A 23,578-nucleotide genomic window follows, 5' to 3' on the forward strand; every position below is an offset into this window, starting at 1 on the left:
TGCTCCAATTGTGAACGCCAAATATTTACCTTTGAAGTTTAATAATCAGTCATTTGAGTCTATCCACATTCATAGAATTGGTCAACAAGAAGGGGAAAGATAGGGTTCCATTCTTTTTTGTGGTCGACTTTGAGCTACACAACCCACAGGTTTGGGACATTGCCTCACTCATTGACGAAAATATCCTGTTCAACTTCGAAGGGTTTTCCAATCACCCGAAAAAAGAAGCTACCCCTGTTCACGCCGAAAAAGTATATCCGGCGTTTGAAACATATCAAAGGGCATTTGATCAGGTTTTCCAGCATTTACAAGTCGGCAACTCATTTTTAGTGAATCTTACTGCCAAAACTGAGCTCATTACATCGGCTAGCCTTTCCGACATCTATCACGCCTCATCTGCCAAATACAAAATCCTCTACAAAGACGAGTGGGTGGTTTTTTCTCCAGAAACTTTCGTGAGAATTTCAGGAAACATCATCGAAACCTGCCCCATGAAGGGCACCATAGACGCCGATTTGCCTGGGGCGGCAACCAGACTGCTCAACGACCCAAAGGAGCTTGCCGAACATGTGACAGTAGTGGATTTACTGAGAAACGACTTGAGCAGGGTGAGCCACGACGTGCGGGTGGAAAAATTCAGGTATACGGAAGAAATTCGCACCAATGGCAAGCACCTGCTTCAAACCAGTTCAAAAATTGCCGGCAGATTGCCAAGTGGATATGAATCAAATCTGGGAGAAATTATAACGGAACTGTTACCTGCCGGCTCTATTTGCGGTGCTCCGAAGCCAATGACTTGCCAGATCATAAAGGAAGCTGAGGGTGAAAAAAGAGGCTACTATACTGGTGTCGCAGGATACTTTGATGGGGTCAGCTTGAACAGCTGCGTACTGATCCGGTACATAGAAAAGATCGGTGATCAGCTTTTTTACCGAAGCGGTGGAGGCATCACAGCGCAAAGCCAGGTGCAGCAAGAATATCAGGAACTAATCGACAAGGTGTATGTGCCTACTATTGGAGTCTATCAAAATAGCTAACGGGCAACCCCAAAACCTGCCATGGCACCAGCGGCGGCTCGATGCAAGTCGGCTGGAAGTTTTTGGTATGCAGCTGCCACCAATCAACCTTCAGGAAATACTCAACACCTCCCAACTTGACAAAGCCACTATTTATAAGGCGAGGGTAATTTATGGTGAAGAGCTTGACAAAGTCGAAATAGCGCCCTACTCTGTCAGACCAATCCAATCGATAACGGTAGTGGAAGCAAACCGCCTCGACTACCGTCATAAGTATGCCGACCGGTCAGCTATCAATACGCTTTTTAGCCAAAGAGGCGCTACAGATGACATACTGATCGCTCAAAATGGCTTACTTACCGACTGTAGCTACGCCAATGTTTGCTTTTGGGATGGAGACAAATGGTACACTCCTGATGAGCCCTTACTAGCCGGTACCAAACGAGCATCTCTACTTGAAAAAGGTCTGGTCTCCGAACGAAAAATCGAGCTCAGCGACATTAAATTCTTTGAATCCGTCACACTCATCAACGCCATGCTGGATCCGGGCACAATTGTGCTACCAGCGAGTCGGCTCATTTATTAACCAGATAAACCTGTTATTTTAGCGGCTGCATGCAAAAAAACTTAGCATTCGTCTTCCTTTTATTTTGCCTGGCCCAAACCGAGTCATTTGCCCAAAGCGCCAATGTGCCGTTGTGGAGCGACTACTACCACCTGCTTGACCGGTACGAGATCAAAAGCGGAAAGATGCACGATGGCTATTTCAGCTCTTTCAAGCCAACACTGCGCCAGTCGGCAGCTGCGTTTGTCGATTCGGTGTCCAACGTTGGTGTTTTCGAGAGCTCGTCTGACAAGTTCAATGAAAAATATCTGCGACAGGACAACTGGGAGTTCTTTGCCGACAGTCTGGAAGCAGCGCCCCAAAGCAAAAAACCTATTCTGAAGTATTTCTACAGAACACCGTCCGACGCCTTTCATGTGCAGGAAGATGGTATTGATCTTCACGTCAGCCCTGTTTTTCAATTTGATGTGGGGCACGACGCAAATTCTCCCTCAACGCCATTTATCAATACACGTGGCATAGTGGTTCGGGGCAGAATCGATGAAAAACTGGGCTTTTATACCTACCTCACCGAGAATCAGGCAGTGTTTCCGGCCTACACACAGCGATGGATCGACCGCTGGCATGTGGTGCCCAACGAAGGTTTCTGGAAGCGGTTTGGTGAAGCCGGAACCGACTACATTACCGCCAATGGTTATTTAACTTTTAGTCCCACAAAACACATCCACTTGCAGGCTGGGCATGATAAGCTCTTCGTGGGCAACGGCATGCGGTCGATGTTTCTTTCCGACTTTTCGAACAACTATTTTTTCCTTCGGTTCAATGCGAAGATCTGGAAGTTCAATTATACTAATGTTATCGCCCGTCTCAAGGCAGATGTATTCTACTACAACGACGGGTTGCTGGGCACTAAGGAGTTCCCCAACAAAAACCTGGTGATGCACCAGCTCAACTGGCAAGTCACCAAAAACTTCAACGTTGGCCTTTTTGAGGCTGTGATGTTTTCGCCTGAAGACTCGTTACGAACCGGCTCGTTCGATCCCAACTATCTTAACCCGTTTATCTTCTACAGAGGGCTCGAACAGCAGCTGGGCAGCCCCGATAACGTACTTGTTGGTTTTGACGCCAAATGGAATTTTGCGCACCACTTTTCAGCCTACGGACAATTTCTGCTGGACGAACTATCGTTTACCAACCTGAAAAACAAGACAGGCTGGTGGTCGAACAAATACGCCTATCAACTTGGTTTGAAATGGGTGGATGTGGCCAACGTCTCCAATCTCGACCTTCAGCTTGAACACAACTACGCACGGCCCTATACCTATGCACACCAAAGCAGCTACACCAGCTTCACGCACTACCGACAGCCGCTCGCCAACCCGCTGGGAGCAAATTTCAAAGAATGGGTGGCTGTGCTTCGATACCAACCCCTTGGGAAGCTCCAACTTACCGCCAGAGCAATGCTGGCCTCCCAGGGAGAAGATACGCTCGCTTCGAACTGGGGCCGAAATCCGCTACTGCCCTATGCTACCTTCGAGCGAGAATTTGGAAACTTTACAGGCCAGGGAGTGGCTACAAAAATCAACCTTGTGGGCTTACAGGCCAGCTATCAGTTGCTCCACAATCTTTTCATTGATGCCAGATTCATTTACCGCAAAGAGCAACAAGAAAGTATTTCGCTGCGTAAAAATGATCAGTTCTTTGGTTTTGGCATCCGCCTCAATACCGACACAAAACATCATTATTTCTAATTGACAGCATTAGACTCTACCTTTGCGCCCTCACTTCACGTAGTTGAATGAAAACCTATTTCAGACTTCTTTCTTTTGCCCGCCCTTTCGGGAAGTTTATTCCCACTTATATACTGGTCACCATTCTCCAGGTCGTATTCAGTCTGGTGAACTTTGCTGTGCTCATCCCACTGCTCGAAATACTTTTTGATCAGATAGAGCCGGAGAAGCTGGAGAACCTTAAACGCCTACCCGAGTTCACGATCAGCGTCGACTATTTCAAATCCCTTTTCTATTATCATTTTTCTGGTTTTATCGACACCGCTGGAAAAACCGGCGCCTTGAAATTTGTTTGCGCAGTCATTGTAGTTTCCGTGTTTCTCGCCAATTTATTCAGATATCTGTCTGCGGTAATGCTGGCAAAAATAAGGGCGCTGGTCATCAAAAACCTCCGTAGCCTGGTGTATGAACGCATTCTCTCTTTTCCAGTCAGCTTTTTTACAGAGCGCAGAAAGGGAGACATCACCAGCCGTGTTACCAATGATGTGCAAGAAGTTGAACACTCGGTGGTGAGCACTTTGAAGGTGCTTTTCAAAGAGCCAGCCATGATCATAGGCTATTTCGCTGTGCTATTCAGCATGTCTGTGGAACTCACCTTATACACCATGCTGCTGCTACCCATCTCCGGTGGCCTCATCGCCGGCATTGCCAGACGACTCAAAAAGCGGGCACATCAAAGCCAGCAAGCACTTGGAAATATCAACAACATCCTTGATGAGAGCATCGGCGGCATTCGGATTATCAAGGCGTTCACCGCTACCAGGTTTGTGTTCCAAAAGTTCATAAAAGAGGTTCAATACTACGCCAGAAAGAATGTGTCTATTGCCAGAAGGTATGAAATGGCAGGGCCGATCTCGGAATTTCTCGGCGTTTCAGTCGTCGCCGGAATCCTTCTCGTTGGTGGCAACCTCATCCTGCAGGACAACTCCACCCTTACCCCCTCAGAGTTTCTTGCATTCCTTATCATATTTTCCCAAATATTACCCCCGGCAAAGGCTATGTCGTCTTCTTTCAGTAATATCCAAAGGGGGCTGGCTGCCGGTGAAAGAATTTTCGAGGTTATCGATACGCAGTCGGCCATTACTGACGCCCGGAGTTCCACAGTACTTCCATCTTTCAGCACGTCAATCGAATTTAAAAACGTTTCGTTTGCCTACGAAAAAGAGCTGGTACTGAAAAACATCAACCTAAGTATCCCAAAAGGAAAAACAGTAGCACTTGTCGGCCCATCCGGAGGCGGAAAATCCACTCTTTCCGACCTTATACCGAGGTTTTACGACCCCAACGAAGGGGAAGTGTGCATCGATGGGAAGCCTCTCACCTCCTACACCATGGACTCCATCCGCAAGCAGATGGGCATTGTAACCCAGGAGTCCATTCTCTTTAACGACACGGTGTTGAATAATATCGCCTTTGGCGTAGCCGATGCTGATGAGGAAAAAGTAATAGCTGCGGCCAAAATCGCCAATGCGCATGAGTTTATCGCTGAAATGCCCGAAGGGTATTATACAGAAATAGGAGACAGAGGCGTGAAACTCAGCGGTGGTCAGCGGCAAAGACTGAGCATTGCACGGGCTATTTTCAAAAATCCACCAATCCTGATTCTCGACGAGGCTACTTCGGCACTTGATTCGGAGTCGGAGAAGCTGGTGCAGGAGGCCCTTACCAACCTGATGAAAAACCGCACGTCGGTAGTGATTGCCCACAGACTGAGCACGATACAAAATGCTGACCTTATCGTGGTATTGCAGAATGGACAAATCGCCGAGCAGGGAACCCACAATGAGTTGATTGCCAGAGCTGGTCTCTATTCGAGGCTGATCGAAATGCAGTCGTTCTAGAAAATCTACCTGAGTTTAAAAGAATAAAAACCCTGCTGACAGAGCCAGCAGGGTTATATTGTCATATCAACATATGACAAGCATCGACCTAATCAAAGTTTCATCTACCTGCCGAAGTCCAGCTTGACAAATGAATGCTCCATATTTTGTAGCATCATTTCCCATAGTTGTTCGTAAGGCACAATTTCTATCTCTGCAAATGCATCACCAGGTTCTGGCGTGCCTTTCAGCCTATTGAAATATTTTTCTCCCTTCTTGGCAGCTACGGTTGGATTAAAGCTGCTTTCCACCATAATGGTGATCAGCTTAAGGAACAGCTTCTCACGCTGGCTTTCCGGGTTTTCGTTGAGGTAGCGATAAATATACTTTTCTGTGTTTGGCAATTTGGTGAGCGCAATATCAAGTTTATCTTTCTTCATCAGATCGATAAACTCCAGGATCATAATGGCGACCATGAGCCCCTGCTTGTCTTGGGTATAAAAGGGTAGCTTCTGGTAAATTTTGGAGAAATCGAGCACATCCTCCACGTCCCTATTTGGCATAAGGAAATACAAGTAGGCTTTGTACAGCTCCCACCTCTCTTTTGCTCTTTGCGAAATCTTTTCCATGTGAGGGTTACGATAAGCTTGCCCAATTAAGTCCTCCGCTAACACGTAATCGCCACTGTGTAATGCCATTAAAAAATAGTTCTCCATATGAGAAAACCAATTCCTGGATGAACGACCAATATGTTCTAACCCCGATTTGGCGTAGATCATGCCATTTTTGTAATCCTTCGCTCTGAGATATGCATATGTTTTGATGAAAACATTATACCTCATATCAAACCTAAGCGGATTAACAGTACCACTCTTCACCATCTGTTCGGCTTCACCGGTAATTTCAAGAATACCCTCGAACTCACCGAGTAGCTCATTCGATCTGATTTTCAGCCTATAGTACCTTTCAAATACATTAAATGACTTACTTTTCTCCCAAAGACTCTTCAATTGTTGCACCGACTTCAACGTCGAGTCGAGGTGAGTCTTTCTGGAATGAACTGACTTTTGAAGTTGCAATTTCTTCATGCAGAAGATACTCTCGGCTTCTTCCTCTATTCTGAGCAATTCTTCATACTTCTTAATTCTGCCCAGGGTCTTTCTGAGGTGATTGGGCCGACACAACTCTGAATAAATCAACCTCAACATCCTAAGTCCAGATAAAGTCAACTCTGTAAATTCCGACTCTCTGGAGATGGCAAGTGCCTTATTCACGTGCTTCTCAGCCAAATCATATTCACCCTCTTTAAACAATACTTTCGCTCGGAATATGTAACTGTGGCACTCCTGCTCATACGGGAATCCGATATTTACTTTAGAGTCGTTGAAGTCAACAAAATAAAGCAAATTATAGAGCTTGTACCGCAGTCGTGACTTGAGCATTCGGAAGCGCTGGTCGGTGGAATCCGATTCATACATGCCTAAAGAGGCCTCATCATCTGTATTATACAGCCCTTTTTGAATCCCGTTAAACAACTGCTGCTCTTTGCTCGGGTTTTCATCGTGGCTAATAACATCAATCAGCGAAACGTTCTTCTTTACTCTTGTTGTTATAATCCGCACTAATTTTTTTATCTCCTCCATTTCAATGCAATTACTTACTTGCTAAATACTCACTAGGTTAATATTTACACTACTAGAACTACTTTTTGTTATAGTTACGTCAAGTTACAAAGTGTCAGTTTTTTTTCCAAAGCACAGCCACATCTTCGTGCCATACAATTTTAAACATTTAAATCGCTTGACCTATGGCACAGTATGTTTTCTTTATGATTCTATCTTTAGGACTTTATTTTTCTGCTCCTAAAACAACCACTTCCCACGTTTCAAAAAAGGCTAAGAAATCACTCCACATCATTAAAACGGATGGCGGAGACGATACTTGGGGAGGCGGTGGAAAATAATCCAATAAACTACTAATAATCATTTCTCAGGTTTAAATTAGCTCCTCTTTGAGGGGCTTTTTTTATGAATCAGAAACTAAGGTTATTAGGTTACTCTCTACTCTTTCTAACTGGATGTACTTCGGAGATTGATTATCCTTCGCAATTAAGGATCCAAATCAATAGCTTCCCAGAAAGCTTTTCGCCCATCAAAACAAACGAGTTCGATGGGATTATATTTCAATTTTTAAGCGAAAGAGATTCGACGGATAAGATAGTCTCAAATTTAGCGGAACTTTCTGAAAAAATAGCTATAAATGACACAATTAGTTTATTTGGCTTTACACTAAAGAGCTCAGCCAAATGGGTGAATGGCGTTCCTGTGTCAAAAGAAGACGTGCTTTTTACCTTAAAACTCAATAAATGCAGGCTCAGAAGCGGCATTTCTTCAGGAAGCTTTCATTTAGATGCCATCAAAGCTTTTTACCGAGACTCTTCCAACGCCCGGTTTTTTCAGCTCGAAACGTATGGCAACCCGGAATATAGCAGGTCAGTAGCCGGAGATTTCCTTGTTATGCCCGAACACATTTTTGACCCCCAAAAAGTGCTGAGAGCTTATAGTTTGGACGAGATAAGCACCTTCAATGAAGAAAACGCACCAGATGATGTAAGAAAATACTTCGACGCTTTCAATGGCATTGCCCCATTCGATTCTGTGTATTTTAAAGGTTCTGGCCCTTACCAAATCGAGAGCTACTATCCTGACCAAAGCATTAGCCTTACGCTGAGCGAAACAGACAAAGAAAAGCTGCCCTCGCAGTTTCAGTTGGCTGACAGGATCAACTATGTGATGATAACTGATCCCACGGCCGCCAGATTTGCGCTGCAAAACAATGAAGTAGACGTTATTACCCAGATTCCTGCCACCGAGTTTGTTCAGCTGGAAGCTTTTAACAAAACCTCAAACACTCTAAATCTCTTCAGGCTAGCCGGGTTCAAGTTTGTGTTTTTTGGCTTTAATACCCGTCAGCCAAAATTTAGCAGCAAGGACGTGAGAATTGCTCTTTCCCATATTATCGACGTTCAGGGCATCATCGACGCAGTCCGCCTTGGTTATGCTGAGCCTACTGTCGGGCCGGTACATCCGGTTTTATCGGATCTGTACAACGCCGACATAAGCACCTACGCCTATAACCCAGACCAAAGCAGGGCCCTACTTGAAAAATCAGGATGGAACTTCGACGGAAATAACTGGAAGAATGACGCTGGAGAAACACTTGACTTCGAACTCACTTACAACGGCACAAATCCAGATTATCAAAAAATAGCGCTGATTGTGCAAAGCGAGGCAAAGAAAATAGGCGTGCAGGTAAACCTGGCGCCGGAGGAGTCAGGCACTCTTTTAAAAAGGCTGCGATCGCACCAGTTCGAAGCTGTGCTCTATTCATTTGTTGGCTCGCCACGGGCCTATGATTACTCGCCGCTGTTCCACACTGCGTCGGCTGCTCCGGGTAAAATGAATTTTTCTGGCTTCGGAACGGATGAAAGCGACCAGGAAATTGAAAAGGCCATCTTATCCACCTCCAGAGAAGAGATGGCCATTCATTTGAAAAAATTGCAACAAATTCTGCACGAAGAGCGACCTATAGTCTTTCTTTATTTTGAACAAAGCCTCATAGCAACGTCGAAGAAATTTCCTCGTTTAAACATTAGCTACTATCGTCCTGGGTACGATCCGGTTGGGTTCTACCAGACACGTTAGTTCTGAAATTGAAGTATATCGTTTTTTTGTTTACTCACTCATTCTAACTACATTTTAGCCTCATTAGTTATCGAAAAATAATGCTTAAACGCTTTAGGTATATATTTTATCTGGTCTACGTCCTTTACGCTCTGATGCTCCTGTACCTTTGCGTTAAACTTCTGAAAGTGCCAGACGCCACTGAAGATGCCTTCTACCTTTATTTAAAAGAAACATTCGGAGGTTATTTCGGTGTGATCTCGTTTCTAGAAACTTACTTCAGATCGTTCCAGATATTCACCATCCTTGCTGTTGTATTTAGCTTCCTGATACTTTTCTCTGACTTCTTTGGGAAGCTTTTCCTTAGAAGAAAGATTGCCCGTCTTGAAGGGGAGGTTAACGATTTGAAGGCAAAACTTTACGACAGGGAGCAAAAGACCACTCCTCCGTCGATTACCACAACGCAACCAAGCTCTTCCGACGAAAAATGAAAGAATTGATCGAGAATGAGCTTAAAGAAGCTCATCAACTTCTTGAAAGGTTTCTCTCAGACCCTGCTACTGCTCAAAGCATCGAAAAGGCCGTTGACCTGATGGTAACGAGCATTTTGGAAGGAAAAAAAATAATTTCTTGCGGGAACGGTGGCTCAATGTCGGATGCCATGCATTTTGCTGAAGAACTAAGCGGGAGGTACAGAGGAGACAGGCCCTCAATTCCAGCGGTTTCAATTTCCGACCCTACCCATATTACCTGCGTGGGCAATGATTACGGCTTTGACTACATCTTTTCAAGATATATTGAGGGGCTTGGACAGCCGGGCGATGTGCTGCTGGGTATCTCAACTAGCGGCAATTCCAAAAACATCATCGAAGCGGTTGCCAAGGCAAAAGAAAAGGGATTGCGCATTATTTTGCTCACCGGAAAGGATGGTGGTAAACTAGCCAACGCAGGCGATGTGGAAATAAGAGTGCCGCATTTTGGCTTTGCTGACAGGATTCAGGAAATCCACATCAAAGTCATTCATATTTTTATTCTTCTCATTGAAAAGAAATTGGGGTACTGATGCTGGCAAAAACCTTTGGAAGCGCTGTATATGGAGTAGACGCCTCTATCATTACCGTTGAGGTAAATGTGAGCGCCGGCACCAAGTTTCTTATGGTGGGCCTGCCCGACAATGCCGTTAAAGAGAGTGAGCAGCGAGTAGAATCGGCCATTAAATACTTTGGCTATTCTATGCCAAGGATAAAAACAGTAGTGAACCTGGCTCCAGCCGACATAAAAAAGGAAGGCTCCGCCTACGACCTGCCAATCGCCCTGGGCATTCTAAAGGCATCGGGCCAGCTAACTACAGAAGCGCTTGAGCAGTACATCATCATGGGTGAGCTTTCACTCGACGGCCTGCTGCGACCCATCAAAGGCGTTTTACCGATTGCCATTGAGGCTCGGAAGAAAGGATTTAAAGGTTTCATCCTGCCAAAGGAAAATGCCTCTGAAGCAGCCATCGTCGATAAGCTTGATATTATTGGGGTTGAGACGATCAATGAAGCCATTGAGTTTGTGGAGGGCAGGCTTGAAATTGAACCGCTAAAAAAAGATACAAGAAGCATTTTCGAAGATACCTATGATGGGTATGAGGCAGATTTTGCTCAGGTGCAGGGACAGGAGAATATCAAAAGAGCATTGGAAATTGCCGCTGCTGGCGGCCACAATGTGATCATGATTGGCCCTCCGGGGGCAGGCAAGACCATGCTGGCCAAACGGCTTCCCTCAATCCTGCCACCGCTGAACCTTCACGAGGCCCTCGAAACAACCAAGATTCATTCTGTCGCCGGAAAGCTTGGGGCTCATGCTTCACTTGTAGCTACAAGGCCTTTTCGCTCACCGCACCACACCATTTCTGACGTTGCACTTGTTGGAGGAGGTGGCATTCCCCAGCCGGGTGAAATTTCGTTGGCGAACAATGGTGTACTGTTTCTTGACGAACTACCGGAGTTTAAACGAACCGTGCTGGAAGTAATGCGGCAGCCACTGGAAGAGAGACGGGTAACCATTTCCAGGGCCAAAGTGTCCATCGACTTTCCCGCCAACTTTATGCTGGTGGCCAGCATGAACCCCTGCCCCTGTGGCTATTACAATCACCCTGAGAAGGAATGCGTGTGCCCACCTGGCACAGTACAGCGCTACCTTAACAGAGTCAGCGGCCCATTGCTCGACCGGATTGATCTGCATGTGGAGGTCACGCCTGTCTCCTTTGACGAAATGACCGCAGACCGGCAAGCGGAAACAAGCACGCAAATCAGGGAAAGGGTGATCAGCGCACGGCTGCTCCAAACCGAACGGTTCAAAGATCACCCCACCATTTTCAGCAATGCAATGATGCCACCCCCGATGGTGAAAGACATTTGCCAGATCAACGAAGCAGGGAAAAAGCTACTCAAGACTGCCATGGAGCGGCTGGGCCTTTCGGCCAGGGCCTACGACCGTATTCTTAAAGTGTCGAGAACTATTGCAGACCTGGCTGGCACCGAGGAAATCAGGATCGAACACCTCGCCGAAGCTATTCAGTACAGGAGCTTGGACAGAGAGGGCTGGGCTGGATAATTTGCGGTCAACTACTGGTTAAATATTAACCAAGATTTTCGATCATTCCCCACTAAATAAAAATCGGTTGTCTATTTTTGCGACGTGAAACAGGAGGACTTCTTTTACACGCAACTCAACGCACTTGTGGAAAATGCCCTGGCGGAAGACATCGGTGAGGGTGATCACTCGACCCTTTCCACTGTGCCTGCGACAAAGCAAGGCAAAGCAAGGCTTCTGGTGAAGGACGACGGCATTATAGCCGGAATGGACGTGGCAAAATTTATCTTTCACAAATACGATCCCGTTCTTCAGTTTATCCAGCACATTGAAGATGGCTCAACGGTGAAGGCAGGCGACATAGCCTTTGAGCTAATGGGAAGTGCCCGGTCGATCCTAACCACAGAAAGGTTGGTGCTCAACTGCATGCAAAGAATGAGTGGAATTGCCACCTACACAAATAGTTTAAGTAGCATGATTTCGCATACAAAGGCTAAGCTGCTGGACACCAGAAAAACCACACCGAACTTCCGGTTGCTGGAGAAAAAGGCAGTTGAAATCGGAGGCGGCAAGAACCATCGTTTCGCCCTTTACGATATGATAATGCTCAAGGACAATCATATCGATATGGCCGGGGGCATCGGTCCAGCTATTCATTCCGCCAGGAGCTACTTGAAAGAGGAAGGAAAAGACCTTAAAATTGAAGTTGAAACCAGAAGCCTGGCAGAAGTTAATGAAGTTTTGGCAGAAGGCGGGGTCGATTTTATCATGCTCGACAATATGAGCACCACAGAAATGAAAAAAGCAGTAGCTTTGATCGCCGGAAAAGCCAAAGTGGAAGCTTCCGGAGGAATAACCGAAAAGACAATAAAAGAGATAGCAGAAACCGGGGTTGATTTTATTTCGGTTGGCGCACTCACGCACTCTTATAAAAGCCTGGATTTAAGTTTGAAAGTAGTAATAGAATAATTCATGATCGTAAAAACCAAGAAGTATCAACTTCCAAAAAATACTTATATAAAAATTGCTCTTTGGAGCGTGTTAAAGCAGCAATGGTGGGTTTCCCTCATCTATGTCGGCCTCAATCTGCCAGTGTTTTTTCTACCCAGCTGGTGGTGGTTCATTGGCTCTACCATTGCACTTGTACTGTATATACTGTTTTGGCTGATTCAGTTTGCTGGCGCCACTCAAATGGAGCAATTCAAAATTCTTTTTGACAAACTGGGCTATGAAATTGACAGCCGACAGATCCTGATCAAAATAAATACCAAGCAGGGGATGCCAATGAAATGGGAAAATATCTCCCGGGCGCAAGTCAAAAAAGACGCCTTTACACTGTTTGTGAACAAAGCGCAAATTATTCATCTACCGTTCAAGGTTTTTAACACCGAGAATGAGGTGAAGTTTGTGGAAACCATTCTGAAAAGAAAAGGCCTTGTCAAATAGCTTTGACTGAAGCAGACAAAAAAAGAATAAAACCGCATTTGTCGAAGATGGCACATTATTGCTCCATGCAGGAACGTGCCGTTTCTGATATCCTCTTGAAATTGCGAAGCGCTGCTTTGTCTGATGATGACAAGAACCACATCGTAGCAACGCTGAAAAAAGAAGGTTTTCTGGATGAGGCCAGGTATGCCAGAGCCTTTGCCAACGACAAGTTCAAATTAAATCAGTGGGGCAGGATTAAGATCGGCTATGCGCTGAGGATGAAGCAGGTGGATAGTGCCATCATTGAAGAAGGCCTCGAACAAATAGACGAAGAAGACTACCAACAACTGATTACTACTTTAGCCACCAGAAAGCTCAAAGATACCCGCTCAACCAGCACGGCAGACCGTAACAACAAAATTGCCCGATTTCTTCTACAGCGTGGCTTCGAGTCTGATCTCGTTTGGAAAACTATTCAAGCGTTGCCTTGAATTGTCTCGTATTTGACTAAAGCCCGTCTTTTTTTCAATCAGAATGATTAAATTCATCCTGATTCCCGTAAACTGTTGAGTTATTCACTCAAATGAAGTCTCATGAAAATCAGGAAGGCCGGAGTTATAATTTTGCGGATAGTGGCCGCAATAATTATGCTCCAAACACTGTATTTTAAATTTTCGGGTGCACCAGAGTCCATTTATATATTCAGCACCATCGGAATGGAACCCTGGGGCAGGTACATGGTAGGCTGCATGGAACTTGTTGCATCAGTGCTTTTACTCATCCCAAAAATCTACTGGCTTGGCGGCCTGCTTGGGATGGGGCTAATGGCCGGAGCCTTGTTCTTCCACTTTGCGTTTTTGGGCATCGAGGTGCAGGGAGATGGTGGCCTGTTGTTTGCCTATGCTGTCATTGTATTTCTTGCTAGCCTGGTGGCTGTTTTAGATCGTAAGAATGATATCCCTATTTTAAAAAATTTGTTCTGAATTGACCTTTTGTCCTTCATTTGACCGTATGTTAAATGATCGGTAAGTATTTTTATTGTTCGGATACCCAGCATATATGAACCTAATAACCACGACAGGAAACGTTTTGTCTCAGCTTGATGATGTAATCGTTCAACTAAAGCCTGAAGACTACTCACGCCCGGTTAAACTTCTCAACAACTCAACTATTGGCCAGCATGTAAGGCACACGCTAGAATTCTTTATCTGCCTCATGGACGGCACTCCCAGCGGTGTGGTCAATTATGACAACCGCAGAAGAGACAAGATGATTGAAGACGACATGGACTTTGCCCGGCAAGTCCTGAGGAGTATTGGAGACTTTGTAAAATCCCATAAAGAAAATTCTGCGCTGAATCTTGAAGCAGATTTTGGATCAACAGACCGACAGGCTGACCGGGAAGCAATGGTAAGCATACCCTCCAACTACCTTCGTGAATTGGTCTACAATATTGAACATGCTATTCACCACATGGCGTTGATAAGGGTGGCGATTAACGAGTTTTGCAGTTACGTGCAGCTGCCTGAAGACTTTGGCGTGGCCAGTAGTACCATTCGAAGCAGACAAGCGAGTAACTAAGATTCTTCATCATCACCTATTTCAGTAGTATGCGTCAAAGCAGCTGGCAGCTATTCAAAAGAAAGCTGTTTGAAGTGACTTTCTTTATGAAGCTCTTCCATTGGGAATTCTGGCCATTTAATGTCGTCTACTTTCCCGTCTTCGTTTACTACGCTTTTCTGGCTGTCAGGGCCCGATCAGTTTTTTTCTTTTCGGCGGCCAATCCAACTATCGAATTTGGCGGGATGCTTGGCGAATCAAAAGGAGACATTTTTAACCTCATCCCGGAAAAATACATCCCCACGACAAAGTGCTTCCCTCCTTCCTCTTCTGCCACGGACATTACCAGCTGGATGGAAGCAACTAGGCTCACCTACCCAATTTTGCTCAAGCCGGACATCGGCGAAAGGGGTTGGATGGTGAAAAAAATCGACTCCCTGGCTGACATTGAGCAGTATTTGAGGAGCGTCAAGGTCGATTTTCTGGCTCAGGCCTACGTTCCGTACCCAATTGAGCTGGGGCTGTTCTACTACAGGTTTCCCGGGGCCAAAAAAGGCCGCATTTCGTCCATCACCCGAAAGGGCCTGATGGCGGTGACTGGCGATGGCAAAACCACCGTCCGCAGCCTGCTGAAGTCCAATCTGAGAGCCCGTCTTTATATCAACGACTTCGAAGAAAAGTATCCAGAAAAAATGAACTCAGTACCTGGTAAAGGTGAAACCATCGAAGTTGAGCCAATTGGTAATCACTGCAGAGGCACGACTTTTTTGGACGACACCGGAAAAGTGACGGAAAAGATGGAGGCCCAATTTGACCAAATCGCCGACGCCATTTCTGGCTTCCATTTTGGCAGGTTTGACCTCCGCTGCCAATCATACGATGAACTGGAAAAGGGCATCAACTTCAAAATATTGGAATTGAATGGTGCCGGTGCCGAGCCAGGCCATATTTACCACCCGGGCAGGTCTATTTGGAAAGGCTATAGAGACATTCTCCATCATTTGAATGTTTTGTGTAATATTGCCATCCAAAATCACCGATTGGGGGAGCCGTATACGTCGTTTAAAGAAGGGCTTCGTTTCATCAAAAAAGTCAAAGCCTACAATCGGTTAAAAGAGAGTGAATGAATCTACTCTGGCTATTTGTAGTTGGTTTTGTTTGCAGTTACCTCGGATCGATTCCCCCCGGTGTTATCAACGTCAGTGTACTTCAGTACGGACTGCACGGGCACCGATCCCTCGGGCTGAGGTTCGGTCTGGCAGCCAGTCTGGTCGAGTTTGTATATGCCGCTGCCACTGTCCGTTTCCATATTTTTCTGACAGAGAATACTTCCTTCACTGAAGACTTCGAACTGGTGTCTGGGATTGTCCTAACTATTTTAGGAATTGCTAGTTTGCTGAGCTCAAACAAGGCCCCCTCAGAAAAAGCTGTGGAGGAATCGCCCAGGGCTTTTCGGAAAGGCCTGATCATTGGTGTGACTAATATTATGGTGATCCCATTCTGGCTGGCAGTAACGGCCTACCTGCAAAGCCGGAGTATAGTGGTCATCAAAGGATACGACCTGTTCATTTACGTAGCAGGTATTTCAGCAGGCACCTTTGCCCTAATGGCCAGCGTAGCTTACTTGTCGCACCGCTTCCAGAAGGTGGTGGAAAACAGGAAAACCGTCAACAAAATCCCCGGCATTGTTCTTCTCACGATGGGGCTCTACTCTTTTTACAACTGGTTCATGATGCCCTAAAAGCACTCTTCCTCCAGAAGATAGCTCTTAAACCCAGCGTGAGCATAATTGGCACCAACGCCAGGTGCAACATTTGCGGCAAAAAGCTCCACGAAACAATCACTATAGCGAGCAACACCGCTGCTGAAAGCAGGTAAATGCTTAGCCAATTCGGGGGACTATTTTTGAATGCATAAAAGGCTACAAATGCATGCACCGGAAATGCCCAAAGCAGATTGAAATTGTACTGCGAGATATGATCTGTGGCGAACCACAAAAACAACAACAGAATTCCCACTACCCCGATCACAAAAAACAAAGTAAAGTCGAGCCACTTTCTCCGCTTTCCTGCCTTCCACTCTTGCTGTGTAGAAAAACCAACCAGCATAAATACGAGAACAAATACAATGGTGGGAGTAACCAATGAGGCCTGCGATTCTCCTTCCTCTATCGGCATAAACACCACCTTAGTATCACTCACAAGAGACACAGTGCTATTACCTCTCTTAATGGTCGCCCCAGCAAAAGCCTTTTGTATGTATTCAGGCAGGTACATGTACTGATAGCCAGTGGCTACCTTATCGATACCCGTGCCTAGGCAAATATCGATACCTAAATCGCCCCAGGGCTGTTGGCCGAGGTTCATGTCCATCAACTGACGAAAAGTCAAATCTTCAGTGACGTAAGAATAGTCAAACGTGATCCGGTCTTTGAAAACCGTTTCCAGCACGTCCCTGATTTTAGTGGCGCAATTATCGTAAATGTAATTGTAGTAGTAATCTCTGTTTTCTGGCTTATTGTTCTCCACCAAAAAGGCATACAGCTGGTGTTTTTCACTGACTGTCAGATTGAGGTTTTGCTCCACAATCGACCTATTCTCTTCGATGTAGGCCTCCTTGAAGTCTTCATACCGGTTAACTCCCAATTTGTAAAGGAGCTTCCCTCTGGCAAAGTTTAAGTAGAAATTAGGCTGATTGAAGCTGAAGATACCATAATTGAACACCAGGTCGATCCCGGTTTTATGATCAAGCACCCGAAATGCACTGTGGCCAAAAGCAGTGTACAGTTCTACCTGCGAAGGACCCATGGTCATTACCGATACCGTGGTGCTGTCGCTTATAAAGGGTGGTATTTGTGCCACGCTTTCTGCAAGGCCACTTCCTCCCAACAGGAGGAAGCTGATTAAGACGAGCTTTTTCATTAATGCCAATTTAGAACATCTCTGATTTAGGATGTCGCTGATTAGACGCTAAATTTACTTGAATTTATTCAACAATGAACCTGGCAACATTTAATGATAACGTAAGACTGCTCAACAAATTGAGCTGGCGCAAGGCTGTCAATGGTGGCAAGCTGCTGGGTAGCTTCCTGGTGAGTAAGCAGCTGGGCAGGGCACGTCACAGCGGGCTGCCGATCAGCCTGGCCATAGAACCTACAACAGCCTGCAATCTGCGTTGTCCCGAATGCCCCAGCGGGTTGAGGTCGTTTAGCAGACCCACAGGAAAAATTGCGCTCCCGTTTTTTCAAAAAATCATTGATGAGGCGCACAGCCATTTGCTCTACCTCACCTTCTACTTTCAGGGAGAGCCTTATCTTCATCCTGATTTTCTGGAAATGGTGAGTTATGCACACCAAAAGAAAATATACACTGCAACCTCCACCAATGCACATTTCCTTTCGGACGAAATGGCCAGAAAGACTATTGAGTCAGGCCTCGACAGGCTTATCATCTCTATTGACGGGGCCACGCAGGACACCTACGCCTCTTACCGTAAAGAGGGCAAACTCCAGGAAGTAATAGACGGCACCAAACGGCTTGTGAAGTGGAAAAAGGAGTTAGGTTCAAAAACGCCACACTTGATCTTTCAATTTTTGGTAGTCAAACCAAACGAGCATGAAATTGACGAGATAAAAGAGCTGGGGAAAAAACTTGGTGTTGATGAGATCCGGTTCAAAACAGCCCAAATTTATGACTACGAAAATGGGTCTCCGCTAATTCCCTCCATCGAGAAATATTCCCGATACAGTCAAAATGCCGAGGGAAAGTGGTCTATGAAAAACGTCCTTCGCAATGAGTGCTGGAAAATGTGGCACTCAGGAGTAATTACCTGGGATGGCCAAATGGTACCCTGCTGCTTCGACAAAGACGCTACCCATTCAATGGGGAATGTTTCGGACAGCTCTATGGCAGAGATTTGGAGGGGAGCGTCGTACAATCGATTCAGAAACGCTTTGCTGCGGTCAAGAAAAGACATCGACATTTGCAAGAATTGCAGCGAGGGCGGAGCAGTCTGGGCCTGAGTTTTTACTTTTGAGCCGTTTCTTTCAGGGCCTTCTGGATGTCGGCTTCGCTACAGCCACAGCCTTTGGCACACCCCTTGTCAACTTTCAGGCTCAGATAAATCTTTCTCCCCAGGAATAAGACGGCACCTGCAAATAATACCCCGATGATAATTGTTTCGATCATTTCAGTAAGTCAACGGTAGTATTGCTGCTGAAGTTCAGTCTAACCAGAATTTCTTAATCGTACCAAGCAGCTCGCTTTGTATGCCACAGCCAGCTATAAGCTCCCGGCCGAATATGTAGTTGTCGCCCCCTTTGAAGTCCGTAACAGTACCGCCTGCCTCCGTTACAAGTAAGACGCCCGCTGCAACATCCCAGGAATTCAGGTTGAACTCAAAAAACGCTTCAAAACGGCCGCACGCAACATAGGCTAGGTCCACAGCCGCACTGCCCATCCTTCTGAGCCCATGAGAAGACTTCATCAATTCATTGAGAATATTCAGATAGGGCATCATTTTTCCAAAGTCGTTATATGGAAAGCCCGTGGCGAGCAGCGACTCATTTATTTGGGTAGCATTTGACACCCTAATTGGCTTTCCATTGCAGAAGGCTCCCTTACCCTTGATAGCATGAAAACACTCGTCACGGTTTACCTCATACACTACCCCCAGAATCGCTTGCTTGTCTCGCACCAACGCCAGGCTCACAGAGTAAATAGGAAGGCCGTGCACAAAGTTTGTGGTGCCGTCAAGCGGGTCTATCACCCATTGTAAGGATTGCTCTGAGCTGGCCACGGTTCCTTCCTCGGTAATAAAGCCAGCTTCCGGCAGCACTTCTCTCAAGCGCTCTACGATCATCTCTTCGCACGCCTTGTCAACATAGGACACCAAATTGTTGTGTCCCTTTAGTTCTATCATGTCAGGAGTAAAGCCTTCTGCTTCTTTCTTCAAAAATTGCCCGGCTTCCTTACTGATGGCTATTACGTGGTGAACAAGTGTTTCTAATGGTATTTCCATCGTGTTATTACTTTCCTGATACGACGATCACAATTTCCCCTTTGGGTGGCTTAGCCTGAAAATGAGCCAAAACCTCCGTTGCGCTTCCGGTAATGGTTTCTTCGTAGAGCTTGGAGAGCTCCCTGCTAACCGAAACCATTCGCTCGCCGCCAAGTAAGGTAACAAACATTTCAAGAGTTTTTACCAACCTGTGTGGTGATTCATAGTAAATAACTGCCCTTTCTTCTTCCTTAATGGCTTCTATTTTGGACTGCTTACCCTTTTTGTGAGGAAGAAAACCTTCGAATACAAATCTATCGCAAGGAAACCCACTTTTGACAACAGCAGGAATGAGCGCCGTTGGGCCTGGCAAGCAATCGATCACAATGCCTGCACTTATCGCCTCCCTCACTATCAGGTATCCGGGGTCGGAAATTCCGGGAGTCCCGGCGTCAGAAATCAACGCCATACTCTCGCCTGCTTTCAACCTTGCCACAAGGTCACTTACTACTTTATGCTCATTGAAAATATGAAAGCTTTTAACCGGTTTGCTGATCTCAAAGTGCTTGAGTAGAACCCCGGATGTACGGGTGTCTTCCGCCAGTATCACATCCACCTCCTTCAATACCCTTAGGGCTCTGAGAGTGATGTCCTCCAGGTTGCCAATCGGCGTCGGAACCAGATATAGCTTCGCTGCCGCCATCTATTTCAAGAGCGCATCAATCACGCTCGCAAGCTTCCTGTCCTTCTCAGTCACAGTATTGCCCGCACTGTGGGTGGTCAACTCTATGGTCACTTTATTGTAAACGTTGCTCCAATTAGGGTGGTGATCCATTTTCTCTGCTTCAATGGCTACCTTTGTCATAAACCCGAATGCTTCAACAAAATTCTTGAAGGTAATTTCTCGTAAAAGTTTGTTGTTCTCTTCTTTCCACATAATGTTTTATCTTTTAGTGGCGGTAATGATGTATTGATAGGGTAGCGTCTTCGCATCTACCTCTTTTATAGTAAACCCAACTGCCTTCAATTCGTTCACCAGTTTTTGGCTAGAAATCCAAAGATTATCAGGTGGTGTTACAGGAGATCGCTCGGGCTTAAAGTCAACAATCACCAGTTGCCCCCCCTCTTTTAGCCCGCTCATTATTTCACTAAAGTAGTTCTTTCGCTCTGGTAAAAAAGATGCGGTATTGACAATGAGTACTCCATCAGCTTCGTTTATCGCAATGCCAGGTGTTTCCGGCACTGTTTTTCTCGTCTCTATACTGCCAACGTGCGTTGGCAGTTTTGTAGCTTCCTCCTCAATGTGCTGCAAAAAGTTGTCGTCAATATCTATCGCTATCACATCAGCCCCTGCGGTAGCCAGCCGTAGAGTGAAATAGCCAGCTCCGGCACCAATGTCGGCGATTTTCTTCCCGTGTGCGTCACCAAACTTTTGTATGACCTCGCCAGGCTTTTGCCAGCTATCCCGATCCGGGTCTTCAAACTCGTCAGAAAACAAGTCTTCCCCACCGACAGGCACACTCTCAGTTCCGACCACTTCCTTTTTTTGGCTTGACTCGTCATTGCTAATAGTTTCCCCACCACACGACATCACCACAACGCCTATACCCATAATAACCAGGAACTGTTGAAAGCCAATCATATTATAAAGATATAACGCCCTCCACCGACTTCACAGTAACATACACTTCGACCACTTCCTCGCTCGACTCGACGATCTTCTCCAAAGTCAAACTGGTGTACCGGTTGTTGCTGGAGCTCCTCAAACTCAGTTTTCCAACAGGCAGGAGGCTTTCGACGTCAGCAACTTTTTCACTTGGAACAATAAATTTGAAAATATAAGCTCCTGGAAATGTGTGCTCTTGTTCCAGCTTTTCTTTGAAAGAAACGATTTGCGGGTCCATTCTTGCGTGTTGTAAAAAGAAAAAAGGAGTTACCAAAAAATATCGGCAACTCCTTTCTTTAGCTTCTAAATATTATCAGAAAAACTTATAACGCTCATCTTCTATTTCGGCAAACTCCCGAATAGCCTGCGACAAGCTGAATGATATCCTCGACTGACGACGCTGACTCAATTGATCTTTGAACGTACTGAAATCAGCCACTTCAGGGGCCTCGGTGATCGAAACAGTTTCAACAATTACTACTCCATTATCTGCCTTCACCACATCTGACCTTTCGCCTGCTGCCAGCGCAAATGCTTTTCCAACAGCCTCAGGCGCATTACCCACACCTGTAAGTGCGTTAGCGCTTAGTTTCAAATCACTCATTGTATAGACTGTGGCATCAGCTCCCATTTGATCGCTGATTTCATCCAGAGTGCCCGTCTTAGTTTTCAGTTGATCAGCAATTACAGCCGCCTTCTTTTCGTCCTTTACCTTTTTGGTAATGTCGTCCCTAACGGCACTCAGCTCCACAAGTCCTTTAGGCTGCTCGCCAGTCATGGCTGCCACTACATATTCGCTATCCAGCTCATAAACCTCCGACACTTTGCCCACACTGCCGTCGTTGAACAACCAGATGATGATTGTTCTGGCATCAGAAAGTCCGCCGAAACGCCTAGCATTTGGTGCTACTCCCTTCGCTTCTTCTATTTCAAGGCCCTTTTCTGCTGCATTGGCACGAAACTGCTCAAGGTTTTCGCTGCTCAATGCAAACATATCTGCATCACGATACGCCATGTTACGGGTATCGTCACTGGCAATAATCTCCTTTTCTATGGTAGCTACTTTATAGGTAGTGTTTGTTTTAACAGCAGTTACCTCTATAATATGATACCCAAAGTCTGTCTCAACTACGTCGTTCAGAAGGCCGGTTTTTGTTGCATCAAATACGGCCTTCTCGAAGGGCTCAACCATGCGGCCTTCACCAAACCAACCCAAATCACCACCTCTGGTAGCTGTGCCGTCGGTTCCGTGAATACGAGCCATTTCGGCAAAACTTGCTCCCCTTTTTATCTCAGCAAGAATCTTCCGGGCCTCAGCCTTGGCTGCGCTTTTGGCTGCCTGGGTTTCGTCTTCGCCTTTGAAGAGGATGTGGCTGGCACGGGCGTAGCCGGTTGTGCCTTCTGCTTTCTTGGAAAGCTTGTAAACAGTGTACCTGTCATTGGCTAAAATTGGGCCAATGATATCGCCGTCCTGCATTGTTTTGATAGTGTCGTTCAAAGACGCCGGTAACTGGTCAGGAGTGTATGTTCTAAAAGGCGTCGGTGCATCAGAGTTGGCTCTGGCAAAAAGCGAATCATTCTTCGATTGTGCTAATAAGCCTTTGATCTCATTAATCTCTTCGATCACTGCCGCTGTGTCGTCAGCGGAAGCAATGATAGGAAAAGAAATGTACTCAAGAGATCGTGAGAGTTCTCTTTGGTATTGATCAGCGTGGCTTTTTAAGTATGCCTGTAGCTCGGCGTCAGTTACAGTAACAGAAGAGTCGCTAACAGTGTAATAAGGGACGTAAAGATACTTTACCTCAGCGATCTTATTGGCTTGAACATATTCCCTTTTAGCCTCTTCCTGTGTGACATAATTAGTTTGAAGAAACAAATTGTCAAACTTCAGCATCAGTCTCGCCGGAGCCAGCGTGCCCTCAAAGTTGTACCATGCTGCCTGCTGCTGTGCGGGCATGGCACTAAGGTTCTGCAAATACGTGATGATCTGGTCTTTGTCAAACTGGCCAGTTTCAGGGTTTGTAAACGCCTGAACGATTTCCGGGCTAATATTATTACCCTGAACCATATCAACCACTTCCTCATCAGAAACAGTTATTCCCAACCCGTCGAACTCTTCTTCATAAGCATACTTGTTAACCAACAAATCCCAAGCTTGCTGTCTGATAGAGTACATATCGTCGCCACTTGGGCTTCGGCCCTGACTCATTTGAAAGTTGAACGAAAGTTCGTCTACCTTGCTCTGAAATTCATCAAGCTTAATAGTGGTGCCATTAATTTCTCCTATTTCGTTCGTATTACCGCCCAACAAGGTCGAGTTTGGGCCAAGCAAATCTCCCCCTACTACGAATAGTCCCAACCCAAGAGCAATAATACCTACTGCCAACCCAGTTCTCTCTCTTATTTTATTAATGAAACCCATATCTTCGTTTTTAGCGAGCCGCAAAATAATATCATTCGAAGCTAAAATCA

26 protein-coding genes are annotated in these 23,578 nt (G+C 45.8%); 17 read left to right on the forward strand and 9 right to left on the reverse strand.

Annotated elements, in window-relative coordinates; genetic code table 11:
* The first annotated feature begins 53 nt into the window (after positions 1 to 53).
* The 4 genes from RT717_RS22515 to RT717_RS22530 are packed head-to-tail and all read left to right on the forward strand — an operon-like array spanning position 54 to position 5,212.
* A complete protein-coding gene (locus tag RT717_RS22515) occupies positions 54 to 1,037 on the forward strand; it encodes an aminodeoxychorismate synthase component I (RefSeq protein WP_317488602.1) in 984 nt (327 codons plus the stop codon).
* Entirely contained in the window at positions 1,003 to 1,602 is a 600-nt protein-coding gene (locus RT717_RS22520; protein WP_317488603.1) for an aminotransferase class IV, read from the forward strand. Before RT717_RS22515 ends, RT717_RS22520 begins: the two co-directional genes overlap by 35 nt.
* A 29-nt stretch (positions 1,603 to 1,631) precedes the next feature.
* Positions 1,632 to 3,332 (forward strand): hypothetical protein, encoded by a 1,701-nt coding sequence (locus RT717_RS22525; protein WP_317488604.1) that lies wholly within the window; start codon positions 1,632 to 1,634, stop codon positions 3,330 to 3,332.
* 47 nt (positions 3,333 to 3,379) lie between these two features.
* Complete coding sequence (locus tag RT717_RS22530) at positions 3,380 to 5,212, forward strand: ABC transporter ATP-binding protein (RefSeq protein ID WP_317488605.1); 1,833 nt, start codon at positions 3,380 to 3,382, stop codon at positions 5,210 to 5,212.
* Positions 5,213 to 5,316: 104 nt separating this feature from the next.
* Here RT717_RS22530 and RT717_RS22535 read toward each other — a convergent pair whose 3' ends face one another.
* On the reverse strand, positions 5,317 to 6,834 hold the full coding sequence (locus RT717_RS22535; RefSeq protein ID WP_317488606.1) for a hypothetical protein: 1,518 nt from the start codon (positions 6,832 to 6,834) through the stop codon (positions 5,317 to 5,319).
* A 164-nt stretch (positions 6,835 to 6,998) separates the two neighbouring features.
* On the opposite strand from RT717_RS22535, the gene RT717_RS22540 reads away from it, so the two are divergent.
* The 12 genes from RT717_RS22540 (at position 6,999) to RT717_RS22595 (ending at position 16,183) form a co-directional block, all read left to right on the forward strand.
* The gene (locus RT717_RS22540) at positions 6,999 to 7,154 is read left to right on the forward strand and encodes a hypothetical protein (RefSeq protein WP_317488607.1); all 156 of its coding nucleotides are present in this window, start codon (positions 6,999 to 7,001) and stop codon (positions 7,152 to 7,154) included.
* 64 nt (positions 7,155 to 7,218) lie between these two features.
* Positions 7,219 to 8,895, forward strand: coding sequence for an ABC transporter substrate-binding protein (locus RT717_RS22545; RefSeq protein ID WP_317488608.1), 1,677 nt, complete (start codon positions 7,219 to 7,221; stop codon positions 8,893 to 8,895).
* A gap of 80 nt (positions 8,896 to 8,975) precedes the next feature.
* A complete protein-coding gene (locus RT717_RS22550) occupies positions 8,976 to 9,365 on the forward strand; it encodes a hypothetical protein (protein ID WP_317488609.1) in 390 nt (129 codons plus the stop codon).
* Positions 9,362 to 9,937 (forward strand): D-sedoheptulose 7-phosphate isomerase, encoded by a 576-nt coding sequence (gene lpcA, locus RT717_RS22555; RefSeq protein ID WP_317488610.1) that lies wholly within the window; start codon positions 9,362 to 9,364, stop codon positions 9,935 to 9,937. The genes RT717_RS22550 and lpcA overlap by 4 nt, the downstream gene beginning before the upstream one ends.
* The gene (locus RT717_RS22560; RefSeq protein ID WP_152001755.1) at positions 9,937 to 11,475 is read left to right on the forward strand and encodes a YifB family Mg chelatase-like AAA ATPase; all 1,539 of its coding nucleotides are present in this window, start codon (positions 9,937 to 9,939) and stop codon (positions 11,473 to 11,475) included. The genes lpcA and RT717_RS22560 overlap by 1 nt, the downstream gene beginning before the upstream one ends.
* 84 nt (positions 11,476 to 11,559) lie before the next feature.
* Positions 11,560 to 12,423, forward strand: coding sequence for a carboxylating nicotinate-nucleotide diphosphorylase (gene nadC / locus RT717_RS22565; protein WP_317488611.1), 864 nt, complete (start codon positions 11,560 to 11,562; stop codon positions 12,421 to 12,423).
* A 3-nt stretch (positions 12,424 to 12,426) separates the two neighbouring features.
* Entirely contained in the window at positions 12,427 to 12,900 is a 474-nt protein-coding gene (locus tag RT717_RS22570; RefSeq protein ID WP_317488612.1) for a YcxB family protein, read from the forward strand.
* A gap of 47 nt (positions 12,901 to 12,947) precedes the next feature.
* The gene (locus RT717_RS22575; protein ID WP_317488613.1) at positions 12,948 to 13,373 is read left to right on the forward strand and encodes a regulatory protein RecX; all 426 of its coding nucleotides are present in this window, start codon (positions 12,948 to 12,950) and stop codon (positions 13,371 to 13,373) included.
* 102 nt (positions 13,374 to 13,475) lie between these two features.
* Complete coding sequence (locus tag RT717_RS22580) at positions 13,476 to 13,865, forward strand: DoxX family membrane protein (RefSeq protein WP_317488614.1); 390 nt, start codon at positions 13,476 to 13,478, stop codon at positions 13,863 to 13,865.
* 76 nt (positions 13,866 to 13,941) lie between these two features.
* Complete coding sequence (locus tag RT717_RS22585) at positions 13,942 to 14,463, forward strand: DinB family protein (protein WP_317488615.1); 522 nt, start codon at positions 13,942 to 13,944, stop codon at positions 14,461 to 14,463.
* A gap of 29 nt (positions 14,464 to 14,492) precedes the next feature.
* Positions 14,493 to 15,569 carry an ATP-grasp domain-containing protein gene (locus tag RT717_RS22590; protein WP_317488616.1) on the forward strand — a complete coding sequence of 359 codons (1,077 nt, stop codon included), beginning with the start codon at positions 14,493 to 14,495 and terminating at the stop codon, positions 15,567 to 15,569.
* Positions 15,566 to 16,183: a LysE family translocator gene (locus RT717_RS22595; protein WP_317488617.1), complete on the forward strand. Its 618-nt coding sequence runs from the start codon at positions 15,566 to 15,568 to the stop codon at positions 16,181 to 16,183. The genes RT717_RS22590 and RT717_RS22595 overlap by 4 nt, the downstream gene beginning before the upstream one ends.
* On the opposite strand, the gene RT717_RS22600 is transcribed toward RT717_RS22595, so the two are convergent.
* Positions 16,170 to 17,363, reverse strand: a complete 1,194-nt coding sequence (locus RT717_RS22600; protein WP_317488618.1) for a lipoprotein N-acyltransferase Lnb domain-containing protein — start codon at positions 17,361 to 17,363, stop codon at positions 16,170 to 16,172. The two genes, RT717_RS22595 and RT717_RS22600, sit on opposite strands and share 14 nt — an antisense overlap.
* Positions 17,364 to 17,437: 74 nt before the next feature.
* Here RT717_RS22600 and RT717_RS22605 point away from each other — a divergent pair, with 74 nt between their 5' ends.
* A complete protein-coding gene (locus tag RT717_RS22605; protein WP_317488619.1) occupies positions 17,438 to 18,463 on the forward strand; it encodes a radical SAM/SPASM domain-containing protein in 1,026 nt (341 codons plus the stop codon).
* Positions 18,464 to 18,467: 4 nt separating this feature from the next.
* On the opposite strand, the gene RT717_RS22610 is transcribed toward RT717_RS22605, so the two are convergent.
* From RT717_RS22610 to RT717_RS22640, 7 genes are all read right to left on the reverse strand, one after another.
* Complete coding sequence (locus RT717_RS22610; RefSeq protein ID WP_317488620.1) at positions 18,468 to 18,629, reverse strand: FeoB-associated Cys-rich membrane protein; 162 nt, start codon at positions 18,627 to 18,629, stop codon at positions 18,468 to 18,470.
* 34 nt (positions 18,630 to 18,663) lie between these two features.
* The gene (locus RT717_RS22615; protein WP_317488621.1) at positions 18,664 to 19,461 is read right to left on the reverse strand and encodes an inositol monophosphatase family protein; all 798 of its coding nucleotides are present in this window, start codon (positions 19,459 to 19,461) and stop codon (positions 18,664 to 18,666) included.
* 7 nt (positions 19,462 to 19,468) lie between these two features.
* Complete coding sequence (gene rsmI / locus RT717_RS22620) at positions 19,469 to 20,143, reverse strand: 16S rRNA (cytidine(1402)-2'-O)-methyltransferase (protein WP_317488622.1); 675 nt, start codon at positions 20,141 to 20,143, stop codon at positions 19,469 to 19,471.
* Positions 20,144 to 20,377: a 4a-hydroxytetrahydrobiopterin dehydratase gene (locus tag RT717_RS22625; RefSeq protein ID WP_317488623.1), complete on the reverse strand. Its 234-nt coding sequence runs from the start codon at positions 20,375 to 20,377 to the stop codon at positions 20,144 to 20,146.
* A 6-nt stretch (positions 20,378 to 20,383) separates the two neighbouring features.
* On the reverse strand, positions 20,384 to 21,082 hold the full coding sequence (locus RT717_RS22630; protein ID WP_317488624.1) for a class I SAM-dependent methyltransferase: 699 nt from the start codon (positions 21,080 to 21,082) through the stop codon (positions 20,384 to 20,386).
* A gap of 1 nt (position 21,083) precedes the next feature.
* Entirely contained in the window at positions 21,084 to 21,344 is a 261-nt protein-coding gene (locus RT717_RS22635) for a DUF493 family protein (RefSeq protein ID WP_152001741.1), read from the reverse strand.
* Between the two features lie 75 nt (positions 21,345 to 21,419).
* Complete coding sequence (locus RT717_RS22640) at positions 21,420 to 23,528, reverse strand: SurA N-terminal domain-containing protein (RefSeq protein WP_317488625.1); 2,109 nt, start codon at positions 23,526 to 23,528, stop codon at positions 21,420 to 21,422.
* Between the last annotated feature and the right edge of the window lie 50 nt (positions 23,529 to 23,578).

The organism is Imperialibacter roseus, assembly GCF_032999765.1.
Lineage (GTDB): Bacteria > Bacteroidota > Bacteroidia > Cytophagales > Cyclobacteriaceae > Imperialibacter > Imperialibacter roseus.